Annotated in this window: 15 protein-coding genes, 2 tRNA genes and 4 rRNA genes; 4 read left to right on the top strand and 17 right to left on the bottom strand. The window is 45.6% G+C overall.

All coding sequences use genetic code 11. The features are described from left to right. Positions 1 to 4: 4 nt before the first annotated feature. From ACR3I3_RS07065 to ACR3I3_RS07005, 13 genes are all read right to left on the bottom strand, one after another. Positions 5 to 946: a UbiA prenyltransferase family protein gene (locus tag ACR3I3_RS07065; protein ID WP_440951560.1), complete on the bottom strand. Its 942-nt coding sequence runs from the start codon at positions 944 to 946 to the stop codon at positions 5 to 7. Between the two features lie 55 nt (positions 947 to 1001). After that, entirely contained in the window at positions 1002 to 2453 is a 1452-nt protein-coding gene (tgtA, locus tag ACR3I3_RS07060; protein ID WP_440951559.1) for a tRNA guanosine(15) transglycosylase TgtA, read from the bottom strand. A gap of 95 nt (positions 2454 to 2548) precedes the next feature. Continuing rightward, positions 2549 to 2929, bottom strand: a complete 381-nt coding sequence (locus ACR3I3_RS07055; protein ID WP_440951558.1) for a putative zinc-binding protein — start codon at positions 2927 to 2929, stop codon at positions 2549 to 2551. 15 nt (positions 2930 to 2944) lie between these two features. Next, a complete protein-coding gene (locus ACR3I3_RS07050; protein ID WP_440951557.1) occupies positions 2945 to 3178 on the bottom strand; it encodes a thioredoxin family protein in 234 nt (77 codons plus the stop codon). 56 nt (positions 3179 to 3234) lie between these two features. Continuing rightward, a complete protein-coding gene (locus ACR3I3_RS07045; protein ID WP_440951556.1) occupies positions 3235 to 3936 on the bottom strand; it encodes a metallophosphoesterase family protein in 702 nt (233 codons plus the stop codon). 17 nt (positions 3937 to 3953) lie between these two features. Further along, entirely contained in the window at positions 3954 to 4991 is a 1038-nt protein-coding gene (gene arsB, locus ACR3I3_RS07040) for an ACR3 family arsenite efflux transporter (RefSeq protein WP_440951555.1), read from the bottom strand. A gap of 50 nt (positions 4992 to 5041) precedes the next feature. After that, positions 5042 to 6043: a permease gene (locus ACR3I3_RS07035; RefSeq protein ID WP_440951554.1), complete on the bottom strand. Its 1002-nt coding sequence runs from the start codon at positions 6041 to 6043 to the stop codon at positions 5042 to 5044. A 387-nt stretch (positions 6044 to 6430) separates the two neighbouring features. Further along, positions 6431 to 6552: ribosomal RNA gene (gene rrf, locus ACR3I3_RS07030) — 5S ribosomal RNA — on the bottom strand. A gap of 24 nt (positions 6553 to 6576) precedes the next feature. Beyond that, positions 6577 to 6648: transfer RNA gene (locus ACR3I3_RS07025), tRNA-Cys, on the bottom strand. Positions 6649 to 6812: 164 nt separating this feature from the next. Then, positions 6813 to 6934: ribosomal RNA gene (rrf, locus tag ACR3I3_RS07020) — 5S ribosomal RNA — on the bottom strand. Between the two features lie 68 nt (positions 6935 to 7002). Next, positions 7003 to 9928: ribosomal RNA gene (locus ACR3I3_RS07015) — 23S ribosomal RNA — on the bottom strand. A gap of 145 nt (positions 9929 to 10073) precedes the next feature. Beyond that, positions 10074 to 10146, bottom strand: a tRNA-Ala gene (locus ACR3I3_RS07010). Positions 10147 to 10257: 111 nt separating this feature from the next. Continuing rightward, a 16S ribosomal RNA gene (locus ACR3I3_RS07005) occupies positions 10258 to 11733 on the bottom strand. The 16S, 23S and 5S rRNA genes sit together here with 2 tRNA genes alongside, the layout of an rRNA operon. A gap of 725 nt (positions 11734 to 12458) precedes the next feature. On the opposite strand from ACR3I3_RS07005, the gene eif1A reads away from it, so the two are divergent. From eif1A to ACR3I3_RS06985, 4 genes are all read left to right on the top strand, one after another. Next, positions 12459 to 12779, top strand: coding sequence for a translation initiation factor eIF-1A (gene eif1A, locus ACR3I3_RS07000; protein ID WP_440953767.1), 321 nt, complete (start codon positions 12459 to 12461; stop codon positions 12777 to 12779). Between the two features lie 2 nt (positions 12780 to 12781). Next, positions 12782 to 13579: a serine protein kinase RIO gene (locus ACR3I3_RS06995; RefSeq protein ID WP_440951553.1), complete on the top strand. Its 798-nt coding sequence runs from the start codon at positions 12782 to 12784 to the stop codon at positions 13577 to 13579. 37 nt (positions 13580 to 13616) lie between these two features. After that, entirely contained in the window at positions 13617 to 14153 is a 537-nt protein-coding gene (locus ACR3I3_RS06990) for a KH domain-containing protein (protein ID WP_440951552.1), read from the top strand. 103 nt (positions 14154 to 14256) lie between these two features. Next, positions 14257 to 14664 (top strand): fasciclin domain-containing protein, encoded by a 408-nt coding sequence (locus ACR3I3_RS06985; RefSeq protein ID WP_440951551.1) that lies wholly within the window; start codon positions 14257 to 14259, stop codon positions 14662 to 14664. Positions 14665 to 14679: 15 nt separating this feature from the next. On the opposite strand, the gene ACR3I3_RS06980 is transcribed toward ACR3I3_RS06985, so the two are convergent. From ACR3I3_RS06980 to larA, 4 genes are all read right to left on the bottom strand, one after another. Then, entirely contained in the window at positions 14680 to 16257 is a 1578-nt protein-coding gene (locus ACR3I3_RS06980; RefSeq protein WP_440951550.1) for a sensor histidine kinase, read from the bottom strand. A gap of 296 nt (positions 16258 to 16553) precedes the next feature. After that, positions 16554 to 17651: a (Fe-S)-binding protein gene (locus tag ACR3I3_RS06975; protein WP_440951549.1), complete on the bottom strand. Its 1098-nt coding sequence runs from the start codon at positions 17649 to 17651 to the stop codon at positions 16554 to 16556. Next, complete coding sequence (locus ACR3I3_RS06970; RefSeq protein ID WP_440951548.1) at positions 17652 to 19076, bottom strand: FAD-binding oxidoreductase; 1425 nt, start codon at positions 19074 to 19076, stop codon at positions 17652 to 17654. A gap of 10 nt (positions 19077 to 19086) precedes the next feature. Further along, positions 19087 to 20337 (bottom strand): nickel-dependent lactate racemase, encoded by a 1251-nt coding sequence (gene larA, locus ACR3I3_RS06965; RefSeq protein WP_440951547.1) that lies wholly within the window; start codon positions 20335 to 20337, stop codon positions 19087 to 19089. Between the last annotated feature and the right edge of the window lie 58 nt (positions 20338 to 20395).

Genomic DNA, 20395 nt, shown 5'->3' with positions numbered 1-20395 from the left:
CCGATCACCACAGTATACCTGCATAAGATGCGGACATTACAGAGAGAACCACATCGAATATCAGTGAACCGAACATGAAACCCCTGTATCTTGAACCCTGCAGGAACAATTGTCCTCCACGCTCAGGGAGAGGGTTCTTCACAAAATCGAATGCCTGTGACATCATCCAGAATCCTGAAAGAATTGCCCCTGCAAAAAATACAGGACCAAGACCTGCAGTGATCCCGATAGCAAAAGATGAAAGCACACCTATAAGCCAGCAGACGAAAACGAACTTTGAAGTTGCAGGGACACCGAATGTCACCGGGAAGGTCGGTGCACCTTTTGCGCGGTCACCCTCCACATCCCTAGATACTCCGGAAAGGGTAAATCCCCAGTCGGCCACACACATCATTATGAAAAAGAATATGCCGGGCAACGGCAGGATAACGCCATCGCTACCCCTGAGTATCCCGGCAGGATCAAAAGCGAGCCAGATGCCTACAGGGACAAGACCATAGGCAATTCCCACAGGTACGAAGCTAAGGAATGTAAGCCTTTTTGCAAGTTTGGAGTAGATACTGATAGTAAGAACAGCAACAACAAGGACCAGAAATGACTCCGGGTTCAGGTAGAATGCTGCGGCCCCGGCAATCAAGAACAGGATAAATGCATATGTCAGACCCTGTTTCTGCGACACCTGGGCTGAAGCAAGTGGCCTGTCAGGAAGATTTATCTGATCAATATCCACATCACAGCAATCATTATACACATAGGAACTTGTGATCGCGGCATATCCACCGATAACAGCGATTATGAATGGAATGAGCGGAGGGAATCCGGAAGTCGCAAGATAGGATGCAAGTAAAGCACTTGCTGCAGGAAGTGCAAAATCCATATCTGCGATCTCCGGCCTTAGCAGTTCTAAGTAGGGGTTACGTGTCTTTGATCCTGTTGTTGATACCAAATAGATCACCATTGAATGATATCTTCAATATTCATACTCATAAAAAGTGATGAGGTCACTCTATGATCTCTGCGATCTTTCCAAGCTTTTCGAATAAAGGATGTTCAAGTCCTTCTTCCCTGATAAATGTGAACTCTGCATCAGGATTCAATTCGATAAGAGCAATAGTGTTCTCAAGGGCCTTGCCAAGAGATTCCACATCCGGTGTGTTGATAACCTCTGCATTGAAGGGGTAAACCTCTATAAGCTCTGCAGGGAATGCTCCAAATGGTGCCTTGAACACAAGGTCGTTGTCATAATCTTTGAACTCTTTCTTTGAGGCAGGCCTGATGATGGCTGAACCTTTTATTGTGAAGCGTTCAAGTCTATTGGAAAAGCGAAGCACTTCAGGTCTCTGTGCAGACTCCGGACCGCAATAGAAGAATGTGGATTTTGATGCGGGATCATATTTTTCGATCCAGTCGGAATAGGAATACATTCTTTTAAGCGCTTCCAGCATCCTCGGATGAGTGCGACACCTCTGTTCCACAAGCTCCAGGAGGTTTCCTTCCTTTATGGACTGTTTGACAAGACGCATCTCCTCAAAAGTAACATAAAGATTGTGTCTTGCAAGAAGCTCACTGCAATTATCAGCTTTCCTAATCTCTTCTGCCGTGTGGGATATACATATCGGGCAGGAACATGGGAGATAGCTAAGGTTATCAATATGATATGTGCCGTTAGCTGTGATGTAACGCCTGTCCTTTGCATACAATGCATAGGCTGCAGAATCGAAAAGGTCACAACCAAGTGCAACTGCAAGTGCGAACATCATGGGGTGCCCGGCACCGAACAAATGTACAGGTACTGTTGGGTCAAGTCCTTTCTTTGATGATACTATAACATCCACAAGGTCTGCATACCTGTATGTCTCCATCAGTGGGACCACTGCGCCAAGAGGATAGACATCGAACTTGTGATCCCGGAGAGCTTCTGCACATTTCTGGCGCAGATCGGGATAGGTAGATCCCTGCACAGGACCTGCCAGAAGGATCTCATCATCAACCATTCCGCGGGCTTCGATCAAACGCTCAAGGGTTGTTTCAAGTTCAGATTCCGCACGGCTTCGTGGGACATCCGGTGGTGTGGGGATATCCAGCGGAACACCTATGTCGGAACCGATGGTCTTCTGGAACTCGATAATCTGCTCGTTGGTCACTTCTATATCACCATAGACAGAAAGCTGGAACGAGCCGGAATCGGTCATAATAGGACCGTCAAAATCAAGAAGTGCATGAAGACCTTCCTTCATTGCTTTTTCACGAAGTTCTTCCTTGCGGGATATGATATATGAATTGGTAATAAGCATCTGGGCACCAAAGCCTCTCATCTCGGATGGCTTGATGACCTGAAGGTTCGGGTTTATTACAGGCATGACTGTAGGGGTTTCCACAATACCATGAGGTGTTCTCAGTTTCCCGATACGCCCTGCAGCATCTTTTTGGGTAATCTCGAATATCGATGACATTTGAGCATTAGATATTGGCTGATATTATATATTTGTATTTCATGGGAACATCAGTAAACAAAACTACAATGCCTGTAAAAATCCGATATATAAGATCAATTTCCAAGAATCTCAGAAACCTTCTCAAGTACATCAGATACTTCGGACTCCCTGACCCTCAGATCCTTGTTCTTAGTGATCCCAAGCTCCGTTACAAGGATGTGACGATCCAACTCAAGACCTGCAAGTTCAAGTGATTTCCTTGCGCAGTTTTGAGGACAACCATCAATAGCTATTATACGGTCACAGCCCTCTGCAGACCTGAGAAGACCAGCCACCTGGCCCCCGATACCAACAGCACACATCATCCTGCCAACTCCTTTTTCGGTAAGCTCAATTGCGATCTGATTGGAAAGCTGCCCAACATTGGATGCGCCAGAACATGAAAATAATGCCACATTTGTTGAGTCACATGCACATTTGATCTCTTCTGCCATAATATCAGTACTCCATTACTGAGTCAGCCATTCCTTTACTTTGTCCTCGGAAGGGATCTTTCCTGCGATCTTGACATCGCCATCAACCACAAGTCCGGGAGTGACCATTACACCATAATCAAGTATCTTATTGATGTCTTCCACCTTGACGATCTCTGCATCAATGCCTTCTTCAGCTACTACTTTTTCTACTAGCTCTTTCAACTTGTTGCACTTTGCACAACCTGTTCCAAGTACTTCTATTTTCATGTATAGACCTCTTTATATTTTTGAATGATAAAACCGATTTAACCTTTTTGTTTTTATCAGAAACCTCTTTTCAGGATATCAACAAGTTCATCAGCATGTGACATGCTCTTCCGTATCCGCTGACAGACAGATTCCATATCATACTCACACCTTATCAGCTCTACAGAATTGTCCTGAGTGTCGAAAACTGCGCAACTTGAACGTGCATCCCCATCCCTTGGCTGTCCGACAGATCCGGGGTTTATTATTGTAACACCCCCAACATGTCTGACAAAAGGTATGTGAGAATGACCAATAACTATGAAATCTGCATCCACACCTTTAATCATATCAAGCACATCTTCTTCAGGCGTATCCGGCTTGATGTATTCATACATAGATCTCGGACTTCCATGAGCAAAGTGCACCCTCTTTCTGCCATCCTTTCCGTCAAATTCCTCTATAATAAACATCGGAAGACCCCTGAGGAATTCCATGTGATGAACGTCGAGTTTGCTCCATGTATATTCCCTTGTAGCGGTTGATAGATGTTTATATTTGTATCCGCATCCACAATCGACCTTTGAAGCTACAGCATTATCATGATTACCTTTGATCACTGGTATATTCTCATTTTGGATGAGTTCTATACACTCGACTGGATCAGGACCATAGTCCACCAGATCACCAAGACAGATAACTTCATCATGAGGTATGGAAAGTACAGCATCAAGAGCAGTTCTGTTCCCGTGGATATCCGATATAATCAGTAATTTCATCTTCTTTCCTCCGTTTTTTATTTGAACATCTGCTTTGTCCTGAGACATATACTTACAAGCCCGAGCATCACAGGAACTTCTATGAGTACACCAACTACGGTTGCAAGCGCTGCACCGGAATTTATTCCGAAAAGCATTGCAGCCACTGCTATTGCTACCTCAAAGTGGTTAGAGGCTCCTATCAGAGCTGTTGGTGCTGCATCTTCATAGGTTATGCCAATAGCCTTTGCAATACCGTAACCCAGGAAGAAGATGAAGATAACCTGTACCAGAAGAGGAACTGCTATCATTGCAATCACAAGAGGCATATCCAGGATCACATCTCCCTGTAGTGAGAACAGGGCAATCAGTGTCACAAGCAAAGCAGTAATAGCAATGTTGTGCATGGAAGGTGAAAAGCGGTTCTCGAACCAGTCTTTACCCTTGCTCCCCAGAAGATAGTTGCGTGAAAAATATCCGGCAACAAGAGGAACTCCCACATACGTGCTTACAGAAAGCAGTACCGTTTCCCAGGGAACAACAATATCACTTATGCCAAGCAGAATCCTTGCAAGCGGAGCATACAGGAATAGCATGACAAGGGAATTGATGGCAACCATTATCAGAGTATGACCCTGATTGCCTTTTGCAAGATAACCCCATACAAGTACCATTGCAGTACAGGGAGCAACTCCAAGAAGGATCATCCCCGCTATGTATTGTGAGATCTGTAGCTCTGTGAGATAAGAAGCGAATATGTTTGCCATAAAGATCCAGGCAAAGAAGAGCATGCTAAAGGGTTTTACAACCCAGTTGATAAACAATGTAGTAAATACAGGCTTAGGAGTCTTTCCCGCTTTAACTACCTGTTTGAAATCTATCTGAACCATGATCGGATAGATCATGAAGAAAAGACAGATCGCAATGGGGATAGAAACCTCATATACCTGCATCGAATCCAGTGTTCCGGCTATCTGCGGGAAGAGCTTACCAAAAGCAATACCAATGACTATGCATGCAAAGATCCATACGGTCAGGTATTTTTCAAAGAATCCAAGCTTTTTTTCGTCAGCCATATTAATCACATTATTTTATGATATATTAGACATTCAGATTATTATACGAATTAACCAATAAGGTAACCAAACCCAAGACCTGCAAGTGTGGCAATTACCACTACCAGCGTTATGTAGGAAGCACCTCTTTTTGCACCCATGACCCTGCTTATGACGATCATGTTCGGAAGGCTTAATGCAGGACCTGCCAGTAACATCGAAAGTGCCGGACCTTTTCCCATACCAAGGACGGTAAGCGCGCTGATAATAGGTACCTCTGTAAGTGTCGAGAAATACATGAGGGCTGCCGAGGTTGATGCTATAAGATAGGATGAAACAGTGTCACCACCTACGAATCTTACTACATATTCTGAAGGAAGTACCTCCACAATGATACCTGCAAAGAACACACCGATTAGGAGAAGAGGAGTGATCTGCTTTACAAGGAACCATGTCTCACCCATCCAGGCAGAGAGTTCCTCATGTGTGAACCACTTGAAAGAGAAATAAACAGTTATAGCTACCAATGGGACAAGTATTGCCATCATCAGCAACCATGAACCAAATATCTCCGGTACTACAAGGATCCCCAGAAGAAGAGCAAAAAGGAATGCACTGTTCTTGTGCTTTTCATCTCCGAAAGTGGAGATCTTCTTTCTCTCGACCATACCTCTTTCAAATATTGCAGCCATGGTCAGACCGACCGCAATAGATAATGAAACTGCAACGACAGCTCTTGCCAGACCAAGATCATAACCAAGAATCTTGGCAGTATAGACTATTGCAAGTATGTTTATGGCAGGTGCGGAGAAGAGGAATGTTGTTGCAGGTCCGATTCCTGCACCTCTTTTATAGATACCTGCAAACAGTGGCAGGACGGTGCAGCTGCAAACAGCAAGAAGACAACCAGATGCTGCAGCTACCGAGTATGAGACATACTTTGGCGCATCTGCTCCAAAGAACTTCAATACAGATTCCTTAGAGAATAGAGATGCTATTGCACCTGCAAGGAAAAAAGCGGGTACCAGACACAGCAATACATGTAACGCGAGGTACTCCTGGACCGATTGCAAACCAGCATTTATTAGATATATAATATAATCAGGGGACATAGTTTCAAATAATGTTGAAATACTATATAAACATATCTATTTCAAATATTGTTGAAATTTAACCAGACACCTAGATCCACACCCAGACCGGCGCTTCTGGAGCACGCGTCCCTTTCACTTCGTTCAAGGGGACTTTGTATTGGCACGCAGTTAGTATTGGGATCAGGAATATACTCTTAGCAAGAAAGAGTTGTTAGATCAAGATGATTTTTGGTGGTTTTGTTGACTTTGATCATGTACAGTAACATATCAGTGCATGGGACTAACGGGATAGGAAGTTACCTGAGGAAAATCAAACCCAAAGCTAGTGGGTGTAGATCAAGTTAAAAGAATAAGGTAATAGAGTGAGCACAGCAGCGATGTAGATTTCCCAAGGACTCTCGTACCTCAGTACAGTAAACAACGTGGGCAGGCTTATCTTCTGTGTTCGGAATGGGAACAGGAGTTGCCCTGCCGCTGTGGCCGCCGTACTCAAACTCATATTAATGGATGAAAGCCAAGGTCCGGATTCGAACCGGAATGAAATCGCTCTGCAGGCGATTGCGTAGCCGCTCCGCCACCTTGGCATTTGAACGAACCCTAATAGGCAATACAGACATATAAGCCTTTACATTGCGACAGGGCAGTACATACTTTAAGCAGAACCAAAGATGAATGTTAAAATTCTGAAAAAGATAAAGACACAGCTCATGGGTTGTAGCAAATCAAGAAAAGTTAAGGTAAAGAGTGAGCATAGCAGCGATGTAGATTTCCCAAGGACTCTCGTACCTCAGTACAGTAAACAACGTGGGCAGGCTTATCTTCTGTGTTCGGAATGGGAACAGGAGTTGCCCTGCCGCTATGGCCGCTATACTCACTTCTAATACTGGAAATGATCATGTTAATTATATCACATATCAGATTTCGCCTGGACAGAGCGAGACGGATGAGGCACGGATATTAGTAGCCGCGGACTGAACACCTCGTTACCTTGGTGCGTACATCCCGACCCTATCAATCCGGTCTTTTACCGGAATCCTTAACGCAGTCTCTTTTTAGGTTAGATTTCGAGCTTAGATGCATTCAGCTCTTATTCCTTAGCGCGTAGCTGCTCGGCATTGCCTTGTCAGACAACCGATCGACCAGTGGCGCCGTTGCCCTGTTCCTCTCGTACTAAAAGCAACTTACCCTCAGACTACAGACACCTCTAGTAGATAGTAACCGACCTGTCTCACGACGGTCTAAACCCAGCTCACGATCTCCTTTAATAGGCGAACAACCTCACCCTTGGCTGCTGCTGCACAGCCAGGATGGAAAGAACCGACATCGAGGTAGCAAGCTGCCGGGTCGATATGTGCTCTTGCCGGCAACGACTCAATTATCCCCGGGGTAACTTTTCTGTCATCTTTAGCCCGCACCAAGCGGGACATAAAGGTTCGCTAGAACCGACTTTCGTCTCGCGATCCACTACTGTGCTGAATCACGTCAGGCTAACTTATGCTCTTGCACTCTTCAGTAGGTTTCCGACCCACTTGAGTTAACCATTGCGCGCCCTTGATATCTTTTCAAGGGCGTCCCGCCCCAGGCAAACTGCCCACCTATCGGGGTCCTCCTCTCGGAGTAAGGGGCGTAACTTTGGAAGGGTAGTGTCCCAATTGCGACTCCACCGATGCTGGCGCACCGGCTTCGACGTCTCCTACCTACACTGTACATCCAAAATCACACCCCAGCGACAGGCTGCAGTAAAGCTCCACGGGGTCTTCACTTCCCCCTAGAGGTCTCTAGACTCTGCACTAGAATGTAAGCTTCACCGGACTCTGGCTAGGGACAGTAGAACTCTCATTGATCCATTCATGCAAGTCGCCAATTAAGCGACAAGGTACTACGCTACCTTAAGAGGGTCATAGTTACCCCCGCTGTTTACAGGCCCTTCTTTCCGTTGAACCGAAGTTTCAGGTACCTGCACTGAGCAGGATTCAGAGATCGTACTAGCCCTTACGGGTTTGCGATCTCCTATGTTGGTATTAGACAGTTAGAGTTCTCTGGTCACTGCGACCTGCTGTCTTCACAGCAGGCACTCCTTCTCCCGAAGTTACGGAGCCAATTTGCCGAATTCCCTTAGCCAAATTATTCCGACACGCCTTAGCCTTTTCAGCTAGGGGCACCTGTGTCAGATCTCGGTACGGACATTTAGCTCCCTTTTCACGGGTTCCAGGGTGCAGCTGACTTTCGCCATAACATATTCGTCTGCTTCTCGCCATTACGGCTCTCCACAGAGTTCGATGCTTAGACGGCGCGACGGCGCCGCTCAGCCTGCCCCGAAACGTCAGTTTTATTGCTAAATGGTACAGGAATATTAACCTGTTTCCCTTTCGATGTACTCGAATTACGGTACAACTTAGGACCGACTAACCCTCGGCTGACGATCATTGCCGAGGAAACCTAGCCCCTTCGGCGGTCAGGATTCTCACCTGACTTTGCTGTTACTATTACCAGGATTTTCGTTTCCGCACGGTCCACAGGACTTCACAGCCCTGCTTCTGCCCGAACGCAACGCCTTCCTACGAGATTACCTTGCGGTACTCCGTGGTATCGGTGGTCGACTTGAGCCCCGTCCATTTTCGGGGCCCCAAACCTCGACTGGTGGGCTGTTACGCACTCTTTAAAGGATAGCTGCTTCTAAGCTAACCTTCCAGCTGTCTAGGGCTTAGGACGCCCTTTAGTATTAACACTTAGTCGACACTTAGGGACCTTAACCACGGGCTGGGTTGTCTCCCTTACGGACTACAAGCTTACCCCAGTAGCCCGGACTCCAACCTTCTACGACGACGGTGGGTTCGGAGTTTGACAAGCGGCTGAGGAATTTCTTCCCCGGGACCACCAATCAGTGCTCTACTCCACCGACTATCTCCAGTTAGGTCATGCTGCGACATGTTTTGGAAGGAACCAGCTGATGCCGGGTTAGATTAGCCTTTCACTCCGAGACGCAGGTCACACGAATGATTTGCAGATCAATACCGCTTGCGGTCCTCCACGTAGCTTTCGCCACGCTTCAACCTGCCCACGCCTAGATCACCCGGCTTCGGGTCGTAACTTAGTGACTCCACGCACTTGTATACGCCGCGTCTCACCACAAGGGTTGCACGCATGTTGCTTTCGCTTCGGCTTCCCAGATAAAAGGTTAGCCATCGCCACTTAATTACACTCCCTGGCCCGTTCTTCAAAACGTATGATATGACATCGGCAATAGAACTCGTACTACAACCTCGCGGTTGATTCCTTCGAACTAAAGATCCTTTCATGCCATATCGCTCCATCACCATCAGGTTTCAGGCACTTTTAACCTCCCTTTTGGGGGTACTTTTCAGTTTTCGGTCACCCTACTACTTCGCTATCGGTCTCAAGACGTATTTAGTTTTGGAAGTTGGTGCCTCCCAAATTCCCGCGTGATTTCCAACACACGGTACTCAGGAACACTTCCAGATCCGCTTTTCTTTACTTACGTGACTGTCACACTCTATGGTCTAACGTTCCAGATAAGTTCAGCTAGGAAAAGAGGGGATCCTTAGAAGGTCCTATAACACCACATCTCCCTCACATTGCTGGAGGGATTCAGTTTGAACTTTGCCGGGTTCATTCGCCATTACTAACGGCATCTCTTCGATTTCTCTTCCTGCCCCTACTAAGATGTTTCAATTCGGGGCGTTCCCGATCATGACTGATCAGCACAAATGTGCTAAGAGGTCTCATTAGGAAATCCCAGGTTCATAGGTTCCATGCGCCTACCCTGGGCTTATCGCAGCTTGGCACGTCCTTCATCAGCGCTTGAGCCGAGCCATCCACCTGACGGCATAATTACCAGAGTCCATCTCACTTTGTCCAGTGAGCGTCTGATATGTAATATATACATGATCTCATAGTGCCCAAAATCGGGGAATGGGCACATCCATCCTTCCCAAGCAATATTACTTGCTCGGTGCACTTGATGATTTGTGAATCGTAATTGATCCAATGGACTTGCTGGGATTCGAACCCAGGGCCTTCGCCTTGCAAAGGCGACGATCTTCCAACTGATCTACAAGCCCTCGCTCTCGTTCTACCAGCGAAATCTTGTTTCATTGAAAGTGGTTTGTTGAATGTGGCAGTCTTTCGATTTCTGACTGATAGCGGTGATCCGCTTTGTGCGGATCTTGCTTAGGAGGTGATCCAGCCGCAGATTCCCCTACGGCTACCTTGTTACGACTTAACCCCCCTTGCGAAATTTAGGTTCGAACACGGCACAAATCCGTGCCCTCACCCATACCTCACTCGGGTGGTTTGACGGGCGGTGTGTGCAAGGAGCAGGGACGTATTCACCGCGCTATGTTGAAACGCGATTACTACGGATTCCAGCTTCATGAGGACGAGTTACAGTCCTCAATTCGAACTACGGCTGGGTTTAGGAGATTACCATCACCTTTCGGTGTAGGGACCCATTGTCCCAGCCATTGTAGCCCGCGTGTAGCCCGGGAGATTCGGGGCATACTGACCTACCGTAGCCCGCACCTTCCTCTGGTTTAGCACCAGCGGTCCCCACAGAGTACCCATCATCCCGAAGGACATGCTGGCAACAGTGGGCACGGGTCTCGCTCGTTGCCTGACTTAACAGGATGCTTCACAGTACGAACTGACGACGGCCATGCACCTCCTCTCAGCGATTCAGGTAAGGTCTTTAGCCTGACCTACATGTTGCTGTCGCCCCCGGTGAGTTTTCCGGCGTTGAGTCCAATTAAACCGCAGGCTCCACCCGTTGTAGTGCTCCCCCGCCAATTCCTTTAAGTTTCAGCCTTGCGGCCGTACTTCCCAGGTGGTTCGCTTCACGGCTTCCCTGCGGCACCAGAAACGGTCGCACCGTCCCTGACACCTAGCGAACATCGTTTACGGCTGGGACTACCCGGGTATCTAATCCGGTTCGTGCCCCCAGCTTTCGTCCCTCACCGTCGGACCCGTTCTGGTAAGACGCCTTCGCCACTGGTGGTCCCATAGGGATTACAAGATTTCACTCCTACCCCTATAGTACCTCTTACCTCTCCCGGTCCCAAGCCTGACAGTATTCCCCGGAAGCCTAACAGTTGAGCTGTCAGATTTCCCGAAGAACTGATCAAACCGGCTACGGACCCTTTAGACCCAATAAAAGTGATTACCACTCGGGCCGCCGGTGTTACCGCGGCGGCTGGCACCGGTCTTGCCCGGCCCTTGCTAACACATGCCGTTTACACATGTGGACAGCCAACATAATATGCTGGCACTCGGTGTCCCCTTATCGCGGTTTCCCGCATTGTAAAGTTTTCGCGCCTGCTGCGCCCCGTAGGGCCTGGATTCATGTCTCAGAATCCATCTCTGGGCTCTTGCTCTCACAACCCATATCCGTCGTAGGCTAGTAGGTACATTACACCCACTACTACCTGATAGACCGCAGATCCATCCTTAGGCGACCGAAGCCTTTGAACCAAAAAGCATTCCAGCAATAATGGCTTATTCGGAATTATCACCAGTTTCCCGGAGTTATGCCGAACCTAAGGGCAGGTTATCCACGTGTTACTGAGCAGTCCGCTATGTTCACGAAGAACATGTAACTCGCATGGCTTAGTCGAACACCGATAGCAGTAACCTCTGGCAGGATCAACCAGAGTTATTTGTTAAAGCACACAAATTTGGAAGTTAACTAAGAATTGTCGGAAAAGAACTCTATTTAATTAGAGAGTTGTTTTCTATGCACAATAGTTGGTTAGTTCTTTGATAGATAATATCACTATCAGTCAGAATTAACCGAACTGCCACATTCAACGTCAGACCGGAAAAGCTCCGGTCTCCACCAATGATTTTGATTTGGAGGTGATTGAATTCTCGCACGTTGTGCGGAATTGAATATATATCGTTTTTAGTATATAAGACTTTTGATTGCTTATATACATCCAGACTCACAATACGAAGCAACAAGACCAGCCATCGTATTTGATGACCCGTATTATCACCCGCCTTGCGAGGTCTCCTAAATGCACGGAATGGTATATAAGGCTTTTGATTGCCCGCATACATCCATGCTCGCATTGCAGAGCTTATCGAACCAACCACACATTGTCGCTGATCCGCATTCTTGCTCGCCTTGCGAGGTCTCCTAAATGCACACTCCGGCATATATAATTATCGTATACAATTTCTTTGATCACAACATAGCAGAGAATCCATGACCCCGATATAACACCCAATAGAAACAAAACCAAACAATCAAAAATAACAAAAATATCGGCATAAACACAAGAATCAGCTCCGAAGAAGAAGTAGCATACGCAACCTTTAACAATATACGGTGCATAAATGATGCAATATATTGCATAAATTTTAAAGAGGAATCGAACTGTATAAAAAGAATTCAGGTAATAACAGTGATGCACCACAACAGGTTACACGTGTAAGAACACCAAGAAAAGAGAACGGAGAGGTTCTTGCAACAGTTGAGAACCTGCTTGGTGCAAACAGGGTGAAACTCAGATGCATGGACGGTGTTGTCCGTATGGGTCGCATTCCGGGATCTATGAAGAAGAGAACCTGGATACGTGAAGGTGACATTGTCATTGCAGTACCATGGGATTTCCAGGACACTAAAGCAGATGTAATATGGAAATACACACGCCCACAGGTAAACTGGCTTGAACGTAAAGGTTTCCTTAAAGGATAATTATGAAAAATAAATTGGAAGGCAAAATAAAGCGCCTCGACAATGATGTTGATAAATTGAGAGTAAAACGCAAAGACAGTGATACCCTCAAAGTTATCGAGAACGTATTTGATAATGCCACTCTGAAAGCACTATATACCCTGTCCAATAAAGGAATAATAGAAGCTCTCGGTGGCTCCATAAGTACAGGAAAGGAAGCAAATGTCTTCCTGGCCGGAGGAGAGAACGATAAAGATATCGCAGTAAAGATATACAGGATATCCTCAAGCACCTTCAGGTCAATGGAAGATTACATCCTGGGGGACCCACGTTTTAGTAATATACGCCATAACAAAAGAGACATAATCTTTGCATGGACAAAAAAAGAATTCCGAAACCTGATGAGAGCAAAAGTTGCCGGCGTACGCGCACCGGAACCCATCATAACTGAAAGGAACATCCTCATAATGGAATTCATGGGCGAGAACGGTAAACCATTCCCCCTCCTAAAGGAAACAAAACTGGATGATGAAGAAGGTCAGAGGATCTTCGATACACTGATAGAGTACATGCATAAACTCTATACAGATGCAAACCTTGTCCATGGCGACCTTAGTGAGTACAACATACTGATCGATCCAAAAGATATAACACCCATTATTATCGATATGGGCCAATCTGTAACTCTGGAACATCCGCGTGCAGACCAGTTCCTGAAGAGAGACATTGAAAACCTCCTAAGGTATTTTAAGAGATACAAAGTCGATGCTTCACCTGAAAGCATTTACGAGCAGATAAGAAGAACAGAACCGGAAAACTAAAAACGCACTTAATATTACAATAATTAAAGGTAGATACATGACACACATCAAAATACCACAGGACAGGATCGGAGCGATCATCGGCCCAAAAGGCAGTGTCAAAGAGATGATCGAGAACAAATCCTCCTCAAAACTGCAAATTGATAGTGAAAGCGGCACCGTAGAGATCATACCCGGAGATGACCCAGTAGGAGCTATGAGAGCAGCTGATGTCATACAGGCAATTGGACGTGGTTTCAATCCCGAAAAAGCATACAGTTTCTTTGACGATGACATGCTCATGCTCGAGATCATAGACCTCTCACATGCAGCATCAACACCAAAAGAACTGTTGCGCCTCAAAGGAAGGATCATAGGCAAAGGAGGTAAAACAAGAGAGATCGCAGAAAGCCTCATAGGCGTCAAGATCTCAGTCTATGGTAAGACAGTAAGTGTAATAGGAGATCCTGAACAGATCATCATAATAAGGACTGCAATAGAAATGCTAGTCGATGGTGCGAATCATGGTTCAGTATACAGCTTCCTTGAGAAGAAAAAACAGGACCTTATGCGCGCACAGCTTGATTCTTACTAAAACCAGACCAGAAGGGATTGTTGACAGTGTATGCCAACGCCCTTCAGACCTATATGATCCGGATGTTGTAAATATCCAGGAATTTTCACAGGAGGCTAAGTAAATGGGTGAAACAAAGAGCATCGTACAAAAAGCAATTGAGATGGGCGATTTTACAACACTTGTGGATGCAGCTAAAAAATTAGGACTTGACAAAAAGTTCGATACCGATGGCCCATATACGATCTTTGCACCCCTTGAAAAAGCATTCGAAACCATACCTGATAGTGTAATAGATGAAGCTTTCGATGATCCTGACTACCTTATGGACGTTATAAATTACCATATTGTAGAAGGAAAATACATGATATCTGACCTAATGGAAATCAACTCGTTGAACGCACTCAACGGTAAGGAACTGGAAATTACAACAGACGGTAATGTAAAGGTCAATGGGATCACTATCGAAAAAGAAGATATCGAATGCAGCAATGGTATTATCCATGCCATCTCCGATATACTTATACCCTGATTTCTGAACAATATCTCAAAGTGGGAGCATCACATGAACCGTGGTGCCTTTTCCCCGTTCACTTTCGACCCACATCTGCCCCTCATGCAGACTTACGAGCTTCTTCGTGAGCGCAAGTCCCAGACCTGTGCCACCATACAAACGTTTTGTGGAACCATCGACCTGATAGAACTTCTCATAAAGATGAGGCAATTGCTCTTTTGGAATACCAATACCATCATCCTTGATAGTGATATGCATCATCTCACCAAGTGTTCCGGCGTTAATATTGACTGCTCCACCATCCGAGTTGAACTTAACAGCATTTGACAAAAGATTGTGAAGGATGTGCTTGAGCTTTGTTTTATCAGCATTGATCTGCGGGAGATTGGGATCCGGATCATAAGAGAAAGTCATACCCTTCTTCAGGATAGAGTGCATTATTGAATCCTTTACCTCCATGATAACAGGAGAAATGCTAAACTTTTCGAATACCATCTCTTCTTTGCCTGCCTCTATCATAGATATGTCAAGAATATCATTTATGATCTCTAAAAGTTGGTTACCATTTCTGAAAACATTCTGAAGATACCTCTGCTGAACATCACTAAGATCACCACATCTGCCATCCAGCAATATCTCGGAAAAGCCAATTATGGAATTAAGAGGAGTCCTGAGCTCATGGCTGACATTGCAAAGGAATTCACTCTTGGAACAAGTTGCAGCATCCTCTAGAGCTTTCGCACGTTTCAGATTTTCTTCAGCTTTTTTCAATTCACTTATATCGCGCATCATTACAGAAAGATTTGAAGGCACATTGTCCGCATCAAAGATAACATTGCAATCGAGCAGAACAGGAAAAATGCTGCCATTCTTCCTCAGATGCCAGACCTCTTCCTGTTTGAAGTGACCGTCAGCAAGTACCCTGTCAAGCAAATACTTTAAGCGAGGTACCTGCTCATCGTCATAGAACATAAGAAAATGAGATCCCAGAACCTCCTCCGGAGAATAACCATGCATTGCTGCAAAAGAATTGTTAAGATAGAGAACAGTTCCATTTATATCCAGGACTGCAACCCCATAGTTTGCCGTATCTGCAAGCGTCCTGAAAATATCCAGATCTTTTGCAACAAGTACGTTTTCAGCAAAACTTCCCAACATATCTGAAATACATCCGACAACATCGATCTCTTCCCCCATGCAGGAAAGATCACCAGCATCATCCAGACCCTGCCGGAAATAAACCTCGAATTTCCCATGAACAACGTCTTCAACCAGGATGTCAGAAGCATATTTTGAATCTGAAATTGCAAAAATTCCGGACTGGAACACCATCCCATCGAAACTGATCCTTGAGCAGGATATCGAAAAATCATGAATTTCTGAGGGAACCATATCCACGACCTTCCGAAAACAACCCTCCAGAGAGACGGAATCATTAATGGCTGTCTGAACCGAATGTAATAATCGAACATAATTCATCCGATTGCCGGTACCCGGACCCTTCTCTTTTGGAATAACGACCGTATCGTCCGAATTAATGATTTCAATATTTGACGGATCACCATTGACCTTTACGCAAGAAGAGCGTTCACATTCCCTTTTCGAGATCATTTATCTCCCACATCTAGTTTATGAACTGGCTGCAAAGACAGATACCTGGACCTGCTTTGCTAAGATATGAATGACATACGTTACAATGTCATACGTACTACCACCTTTACCGAATTGTTGAACAATAAGATATTGGTTTCAACAACACCATATCTCAATTGATACAAAACATATTAAAGACTTTCTTTATAAAAAAGAAATAGAACAGACCGAAAAATCATAATATAATTGATCAGTCCGTTAGTAGATCAGCATCGGAGTATGAACTTACCTCAAAATGAATTCATCCGGAAAAGTCACTCCACATCCAGAAGCTCATCGATAATCTCAAGAAGGTCACGGATCTCAAGAGTTGAATCCTCGCTTAGCCCCAGTGTCAGGTTATTGACACAGAATGGACACGTAGTAAGCAGGACATCTGCAATTTCGGCCTGCTTAACTCTTTTTGAAGCGATCTGTTGTGAGATCTCAGGGAACTGTGAACGAACACCTCCGCCGCCACCACAGCAACTTGCAGATTCTCTGCTATCCTCCATTTCCACGAACTCGATCCCGGAGATCATATTAATCAGTTCACGGGGTGCGTCATAGATACCCAGATGTCTTCCAATATGACATGGGTCATGATAGGTTACCGTCCTGTTGAATGGCTTCAGATCCAGCTCCTGCTCACTGAGCCACTCAACGAAATGCATGCTTTTAAAAGGAAGGTCCTTAAAGCGAGGATATTCTTTCCTGAACATCCTCAAACATCCCGCACAGGAAAAAAGAACTATCTCTGCGCCGGTATCCTCGATAGCCTTAATGTTAGCCTCAGCCTGGTTTCTGATGACCTCATCCGAAAAACCGATCCTTCCAAGCACGCTGCCGCAGCAAACCTCATCAAGCAAAGTATAGTCCGCACCAAGCTTCTTCAATATGGAAATACCGGCCATTGAGGTCTCTTTGTTACGATAAGCTGCGCTGCAGCCTGTAAAATATGCGATTCGAGCAGGATGAGGGTCTTCACCGAAAAGTTCCCTTCGGCTTTTTCCCTCACCGAAAGGATTTCCCAAAGTAGCAATGGACTCTGCGATCTTCCTGTGAGTGGAACCCACTATACCTGAAGCCACGATATCCTTCCTTGCAGCTTCGACAACCTCAACAACCTTCGTTGATGAAGGACACCTGCGAGTACAATCAGCACAGGTAGTACACTGATATAATCTTTCCAATACTGATTCATCAGGTTCAATGTCACCAGCGTAAAGTCCATAACAAAGGGCCATCTTGCCCCTAGCAACTGATGAATCCCACTCGACCTTGTCGAAGATGGGACAGATCTCCTTACAAAAACCGCACTGAGTGCAGTTAAGCATCTCCTTTTTCCATTCCTTAAGATTATCTGCCCTCATTCACTCTTCCTCCAGGTGATACCTCAGACGGGAAATGAAATTATCTTCCCAGTCCATGATCTTGTTCGGGTTCATAATATTATTGGGATCAAGAGCCATCTTAATAGTTTTCATTGCATCAAGGCTGCATTTCCTTTCCCTGAGGAAGAACGGAGCCTTGGTCATACCAACCCCATGTTCGCCTGTGATCGTTCCGCCAAGGTCCATAACCTTGCTGTAGATCTCTTCAACCGCCTTTTCTGCCTGGTCCCAGTGGGACTTCTTGGTTGGGTCCATTAAAACCTTAGTATGCAGATTACCATCACCTGAGTGACCATAACTTGCAATGACAATATCATATTTGTCAGAAATTTCCTGGAAAGCCTTGACCGCTTCAGGGACTTTACTCATCGGCACAGCCATATCATCGGCAAGCATAACGGTCACGAGGTCATCATGATACTTGGATAACGCAGGGATCATAGCCTTCCTGCCCTTCCAGAGCTCTTCTTTTCTCTCAGGATCATCAGTAAAATCAACAGACAATGCACCTGAAGCCATGCATACCTCCATTACTTTATTGATCTGGTCCTTCACATCATTAACACTGCCATCGACCTCGATCAGCAGAATTGCTTCCTCATCAGGAAGACCCATGCAAACAGCCTTGTTCACAGCTTCGATACAAACCCGTGACATCAGCTCCAGTCCGGAAGGTATCAGTGGTTTTGCAATGATATTGGCAACACACTGGCCTGCCTTTTCCAGGGTATCAAATACAGCAACTGCAACAGCTGTTGCTTCAGGCAATGGTGCGATCCTCAATGTGATCTCGGTTATGATACCAAGGGTACCTTCCATACCACACATCAACTTTTCCAGCTGATATCCTGCAGAATTCTTCAGAGTCCTTGAACCAAGCCTTGCAACATCCCCCTTGGGGAAGACTATCTCCATACCAAGAACGTAATCCCTTGTTGCCCCGTACTTCACAGCATTCCCACCTGAAGCATTGGTAGCTACCATACCCCCGATGTTAGCAACATTGCCACTGGAAGGTCCGGGGATGAAAAAGCCATATTTTTTAAGCTCTGCATTCAGGTCCTTGTGAGTCACACCCGGCTCAACCACAACGTAAAGATCCTCAATATGAAGTTCCTTAATGGAATCCATCCTTTGCAGATCGATGACCAAACCACCGGCAACAGGTACGCTATGACCACAAAGTGCAGTTCCGGCACCTCTTGGGACTATCGGGAAAAGGTACTCATTTGCAAGCTTTACGATTTCCCCGATTTCAGCAGTCGTCCGTGGCCTTATCACAGCATCAGGCATACTGCGGTGAATACCTGCGTCTGTAGAATAAGCATAAAGCTCAGCCGTAGATGTACGGATATGATCATCACCTACAATATCCCGCAATTTATCAATGATCTGCTGGTCCATTATTTCACCTTTATTCAATAAGAGGAATTGTCAGGCTGCCCTGTGGCAGAATGATCGCATATGGATCCTTGCCCTCTTCTTTGATAAGTTCCACTGCTTTATCGAAAGCTTCCTGGATACCTTCATGTGCCTCAAGTTTTGCAGACTTCAGAACATCACTGTCAAGATCTGAAACTGCCCACATCCTTGCCCACGTACCGATCTGTGCCATCCTTGCTGCCTTGTGGAATCCCAGTTTGTAACATTCAGATGTCTTCTCCATGACATCACTACAGCTTGCTGAAGAACCAAGAAGGTTAAGGAATGTGTCATCCCCTACACCATCACGGCACTTTGACACAAGAATAATAATGCCACCCTCTTCAAGTGCAAGCCTGCCGTTCTCAAGAGCCTTTTGTGACTGGTAAAGATCGATGTCCATAGGATAGGGTGCCGCTGTAAGCACAATATTTCCTTTTTTGCTGAACTTTGTACAGAATACCTCATTGGCCTTCTCAACAGCAGCATCAAATGACTCAAAAAGATCCCCTGCGGTCATTGCATAAAGACCATGGTCTGCAGTGAGCACGGTCTGGACAGAGAATATATTAAGGTCCTTAAGGACCTCCATGGCATCAGTCATGTCCTCTGCAACTGGATTTCCATCAAGTGCCAGAGACTGTGCAGAATTTGAAAGAGCATGCTTGTGGTTCATCTCTATCGTCCTATAACCTGCAACCCCGGGAAGGAAAGCTTTTCTGCCGCCGGTATAGCCTGCAAAATAATGAGGTTCCACGCTTCCGATCACAAGGATATTTCCTGCCTCACGTACCATTTTATTGATATACATTTCAGTACCGTTTGAAGAAACACCCAGATATTCCATATCCTCATCCTTTCTGGCATCATGAACGAAGATAAGTTCCTTCATCTCATCATAGATCTCACCAAAAATGAACCTGAACTCGTCCTCAGTGGGTGCCCTGTGAGCACCAGTTGCCACTATGAACTTCACATCCGGATGCGATTCAAGTGCAGCCTTCATGTCCTGAAGTACGCGGGCAGTGGGTGTCGGCCGTGTGGCATCATTTACAATTACCAGAAGGTGATCTGTATTTTTTATAAACTCGTCAAAAGGTTCCCTGCCAATAGGATTTGAAAGTGCATGTGAGATGATCCCGGACTCGTCCTCTACCTCCGGCTCATTGGGTGAAAGCACATCATGAGGAATGTTTACTTCAAGATCTACAAAGTCCTTTCCATAGGGTATCTTCACATTCATTACATCTTCTCCAAATTTATGATATCAGAATATATGATTAATACTACCACGTGACCGG

Source organism: Methanococcoides mangrovi (assembly GCF_052057775.1).
Classification (GTDB): Archaea; Halobacteriota; Methanosarcinia; order Methanosarcinales; family Methanosarcinaceae; genus Methanococcoides.
The sequence above is the reverse complement of the archived record's forward strand: the minus strand, read 5'-3'. Positions and strand labels throughout refer to the sequence as shown.

Bases quoted from the DNA above. Each gene is read 5' to 3' on its own strand.
- tgtA (WP_440951559.1), bottom strand. From the start codon at position 2,453: ATGTCATCGATATTCGAGATTACCCAAAAAGATGCTGCAGGGCGTATC.
- ACR3I3_RS07055 (WP_440951558.1), bottom strand. From the start codon at position 2,929: ATGGCAGAAGAGATCAAATGTGCATGTGACTCAACAAATGTGGCATTA.
- ACR3I3_RS07050 (WP_440951557.1), bottom strand. From the start codon at position 3,178: ATGAAAATAGAAGTACTTGGAACAGGTTGTGCAAAGTGCAACAAGTTG.
- ACR3I3_RS07045 (WP_440951556.1), bottom strand. From the start codon at position 3,936: ATGAAATTACTGATTATATCGGATATCCACGGGAACAGAACTGCTCTT.
- arsB (WP_440951555.1), bottom strand. From the start codon at position 4,991: ATGGCTGACGAAAAAAAGCTTGGATTCTTTGAAAAATACCTGACCGTA.
- ACR3I3_RS06995 (WP_440951553.1), top strand. From the start codon at position 12,782: ATGAAAAATAAATTGGAAGGCAAAATAAAGCGCCTCGACAATGATGTT.
- ACR3I3_RS06990 (WP_440951552.1), top strand. From the start codon at position 13,617: ATGACACACATCAAAATACCACAGGACAGGATCGGAGCGATCATCGGC.
- ACR3I3_RS06985 (WP_440951551.1), top strand. From the start codon at position 14,257: ATGGGTGAAACAAAGAGCATCGTACAAAAAGCAATTGAGATGGGCGAT.
- ACR3I3_RS06980 (WP_440951550.1), bottom strand. From the start codon at position 16,257: ATGATCTCGAAAAGGGAATGTGAACGCTCTTCTTGCGTAAAGGTCAAT.
- ACR3I3_RS06975 (WP_440951549.1), bottom strand. From the start codon at position 17,651: ATGAGGGCAGATAATCTTAAGGAATGGAAAAAGGAGATGCTTAACTGC.
- ACR3I3_RS06970 (WP_440951548.1), bottom strand. From the start codon at position 19,076: ATGGACCAGCAGATCATTGATAAATTGCGGGATATTGTAGGTGATGAT.
- larA (WP_440951547.1), bottom strand. From the start codon at position 20,337: ATGAATGTGAAGATACCCTATGGAAAGGACTTTGTAGATCTTGAAGTA.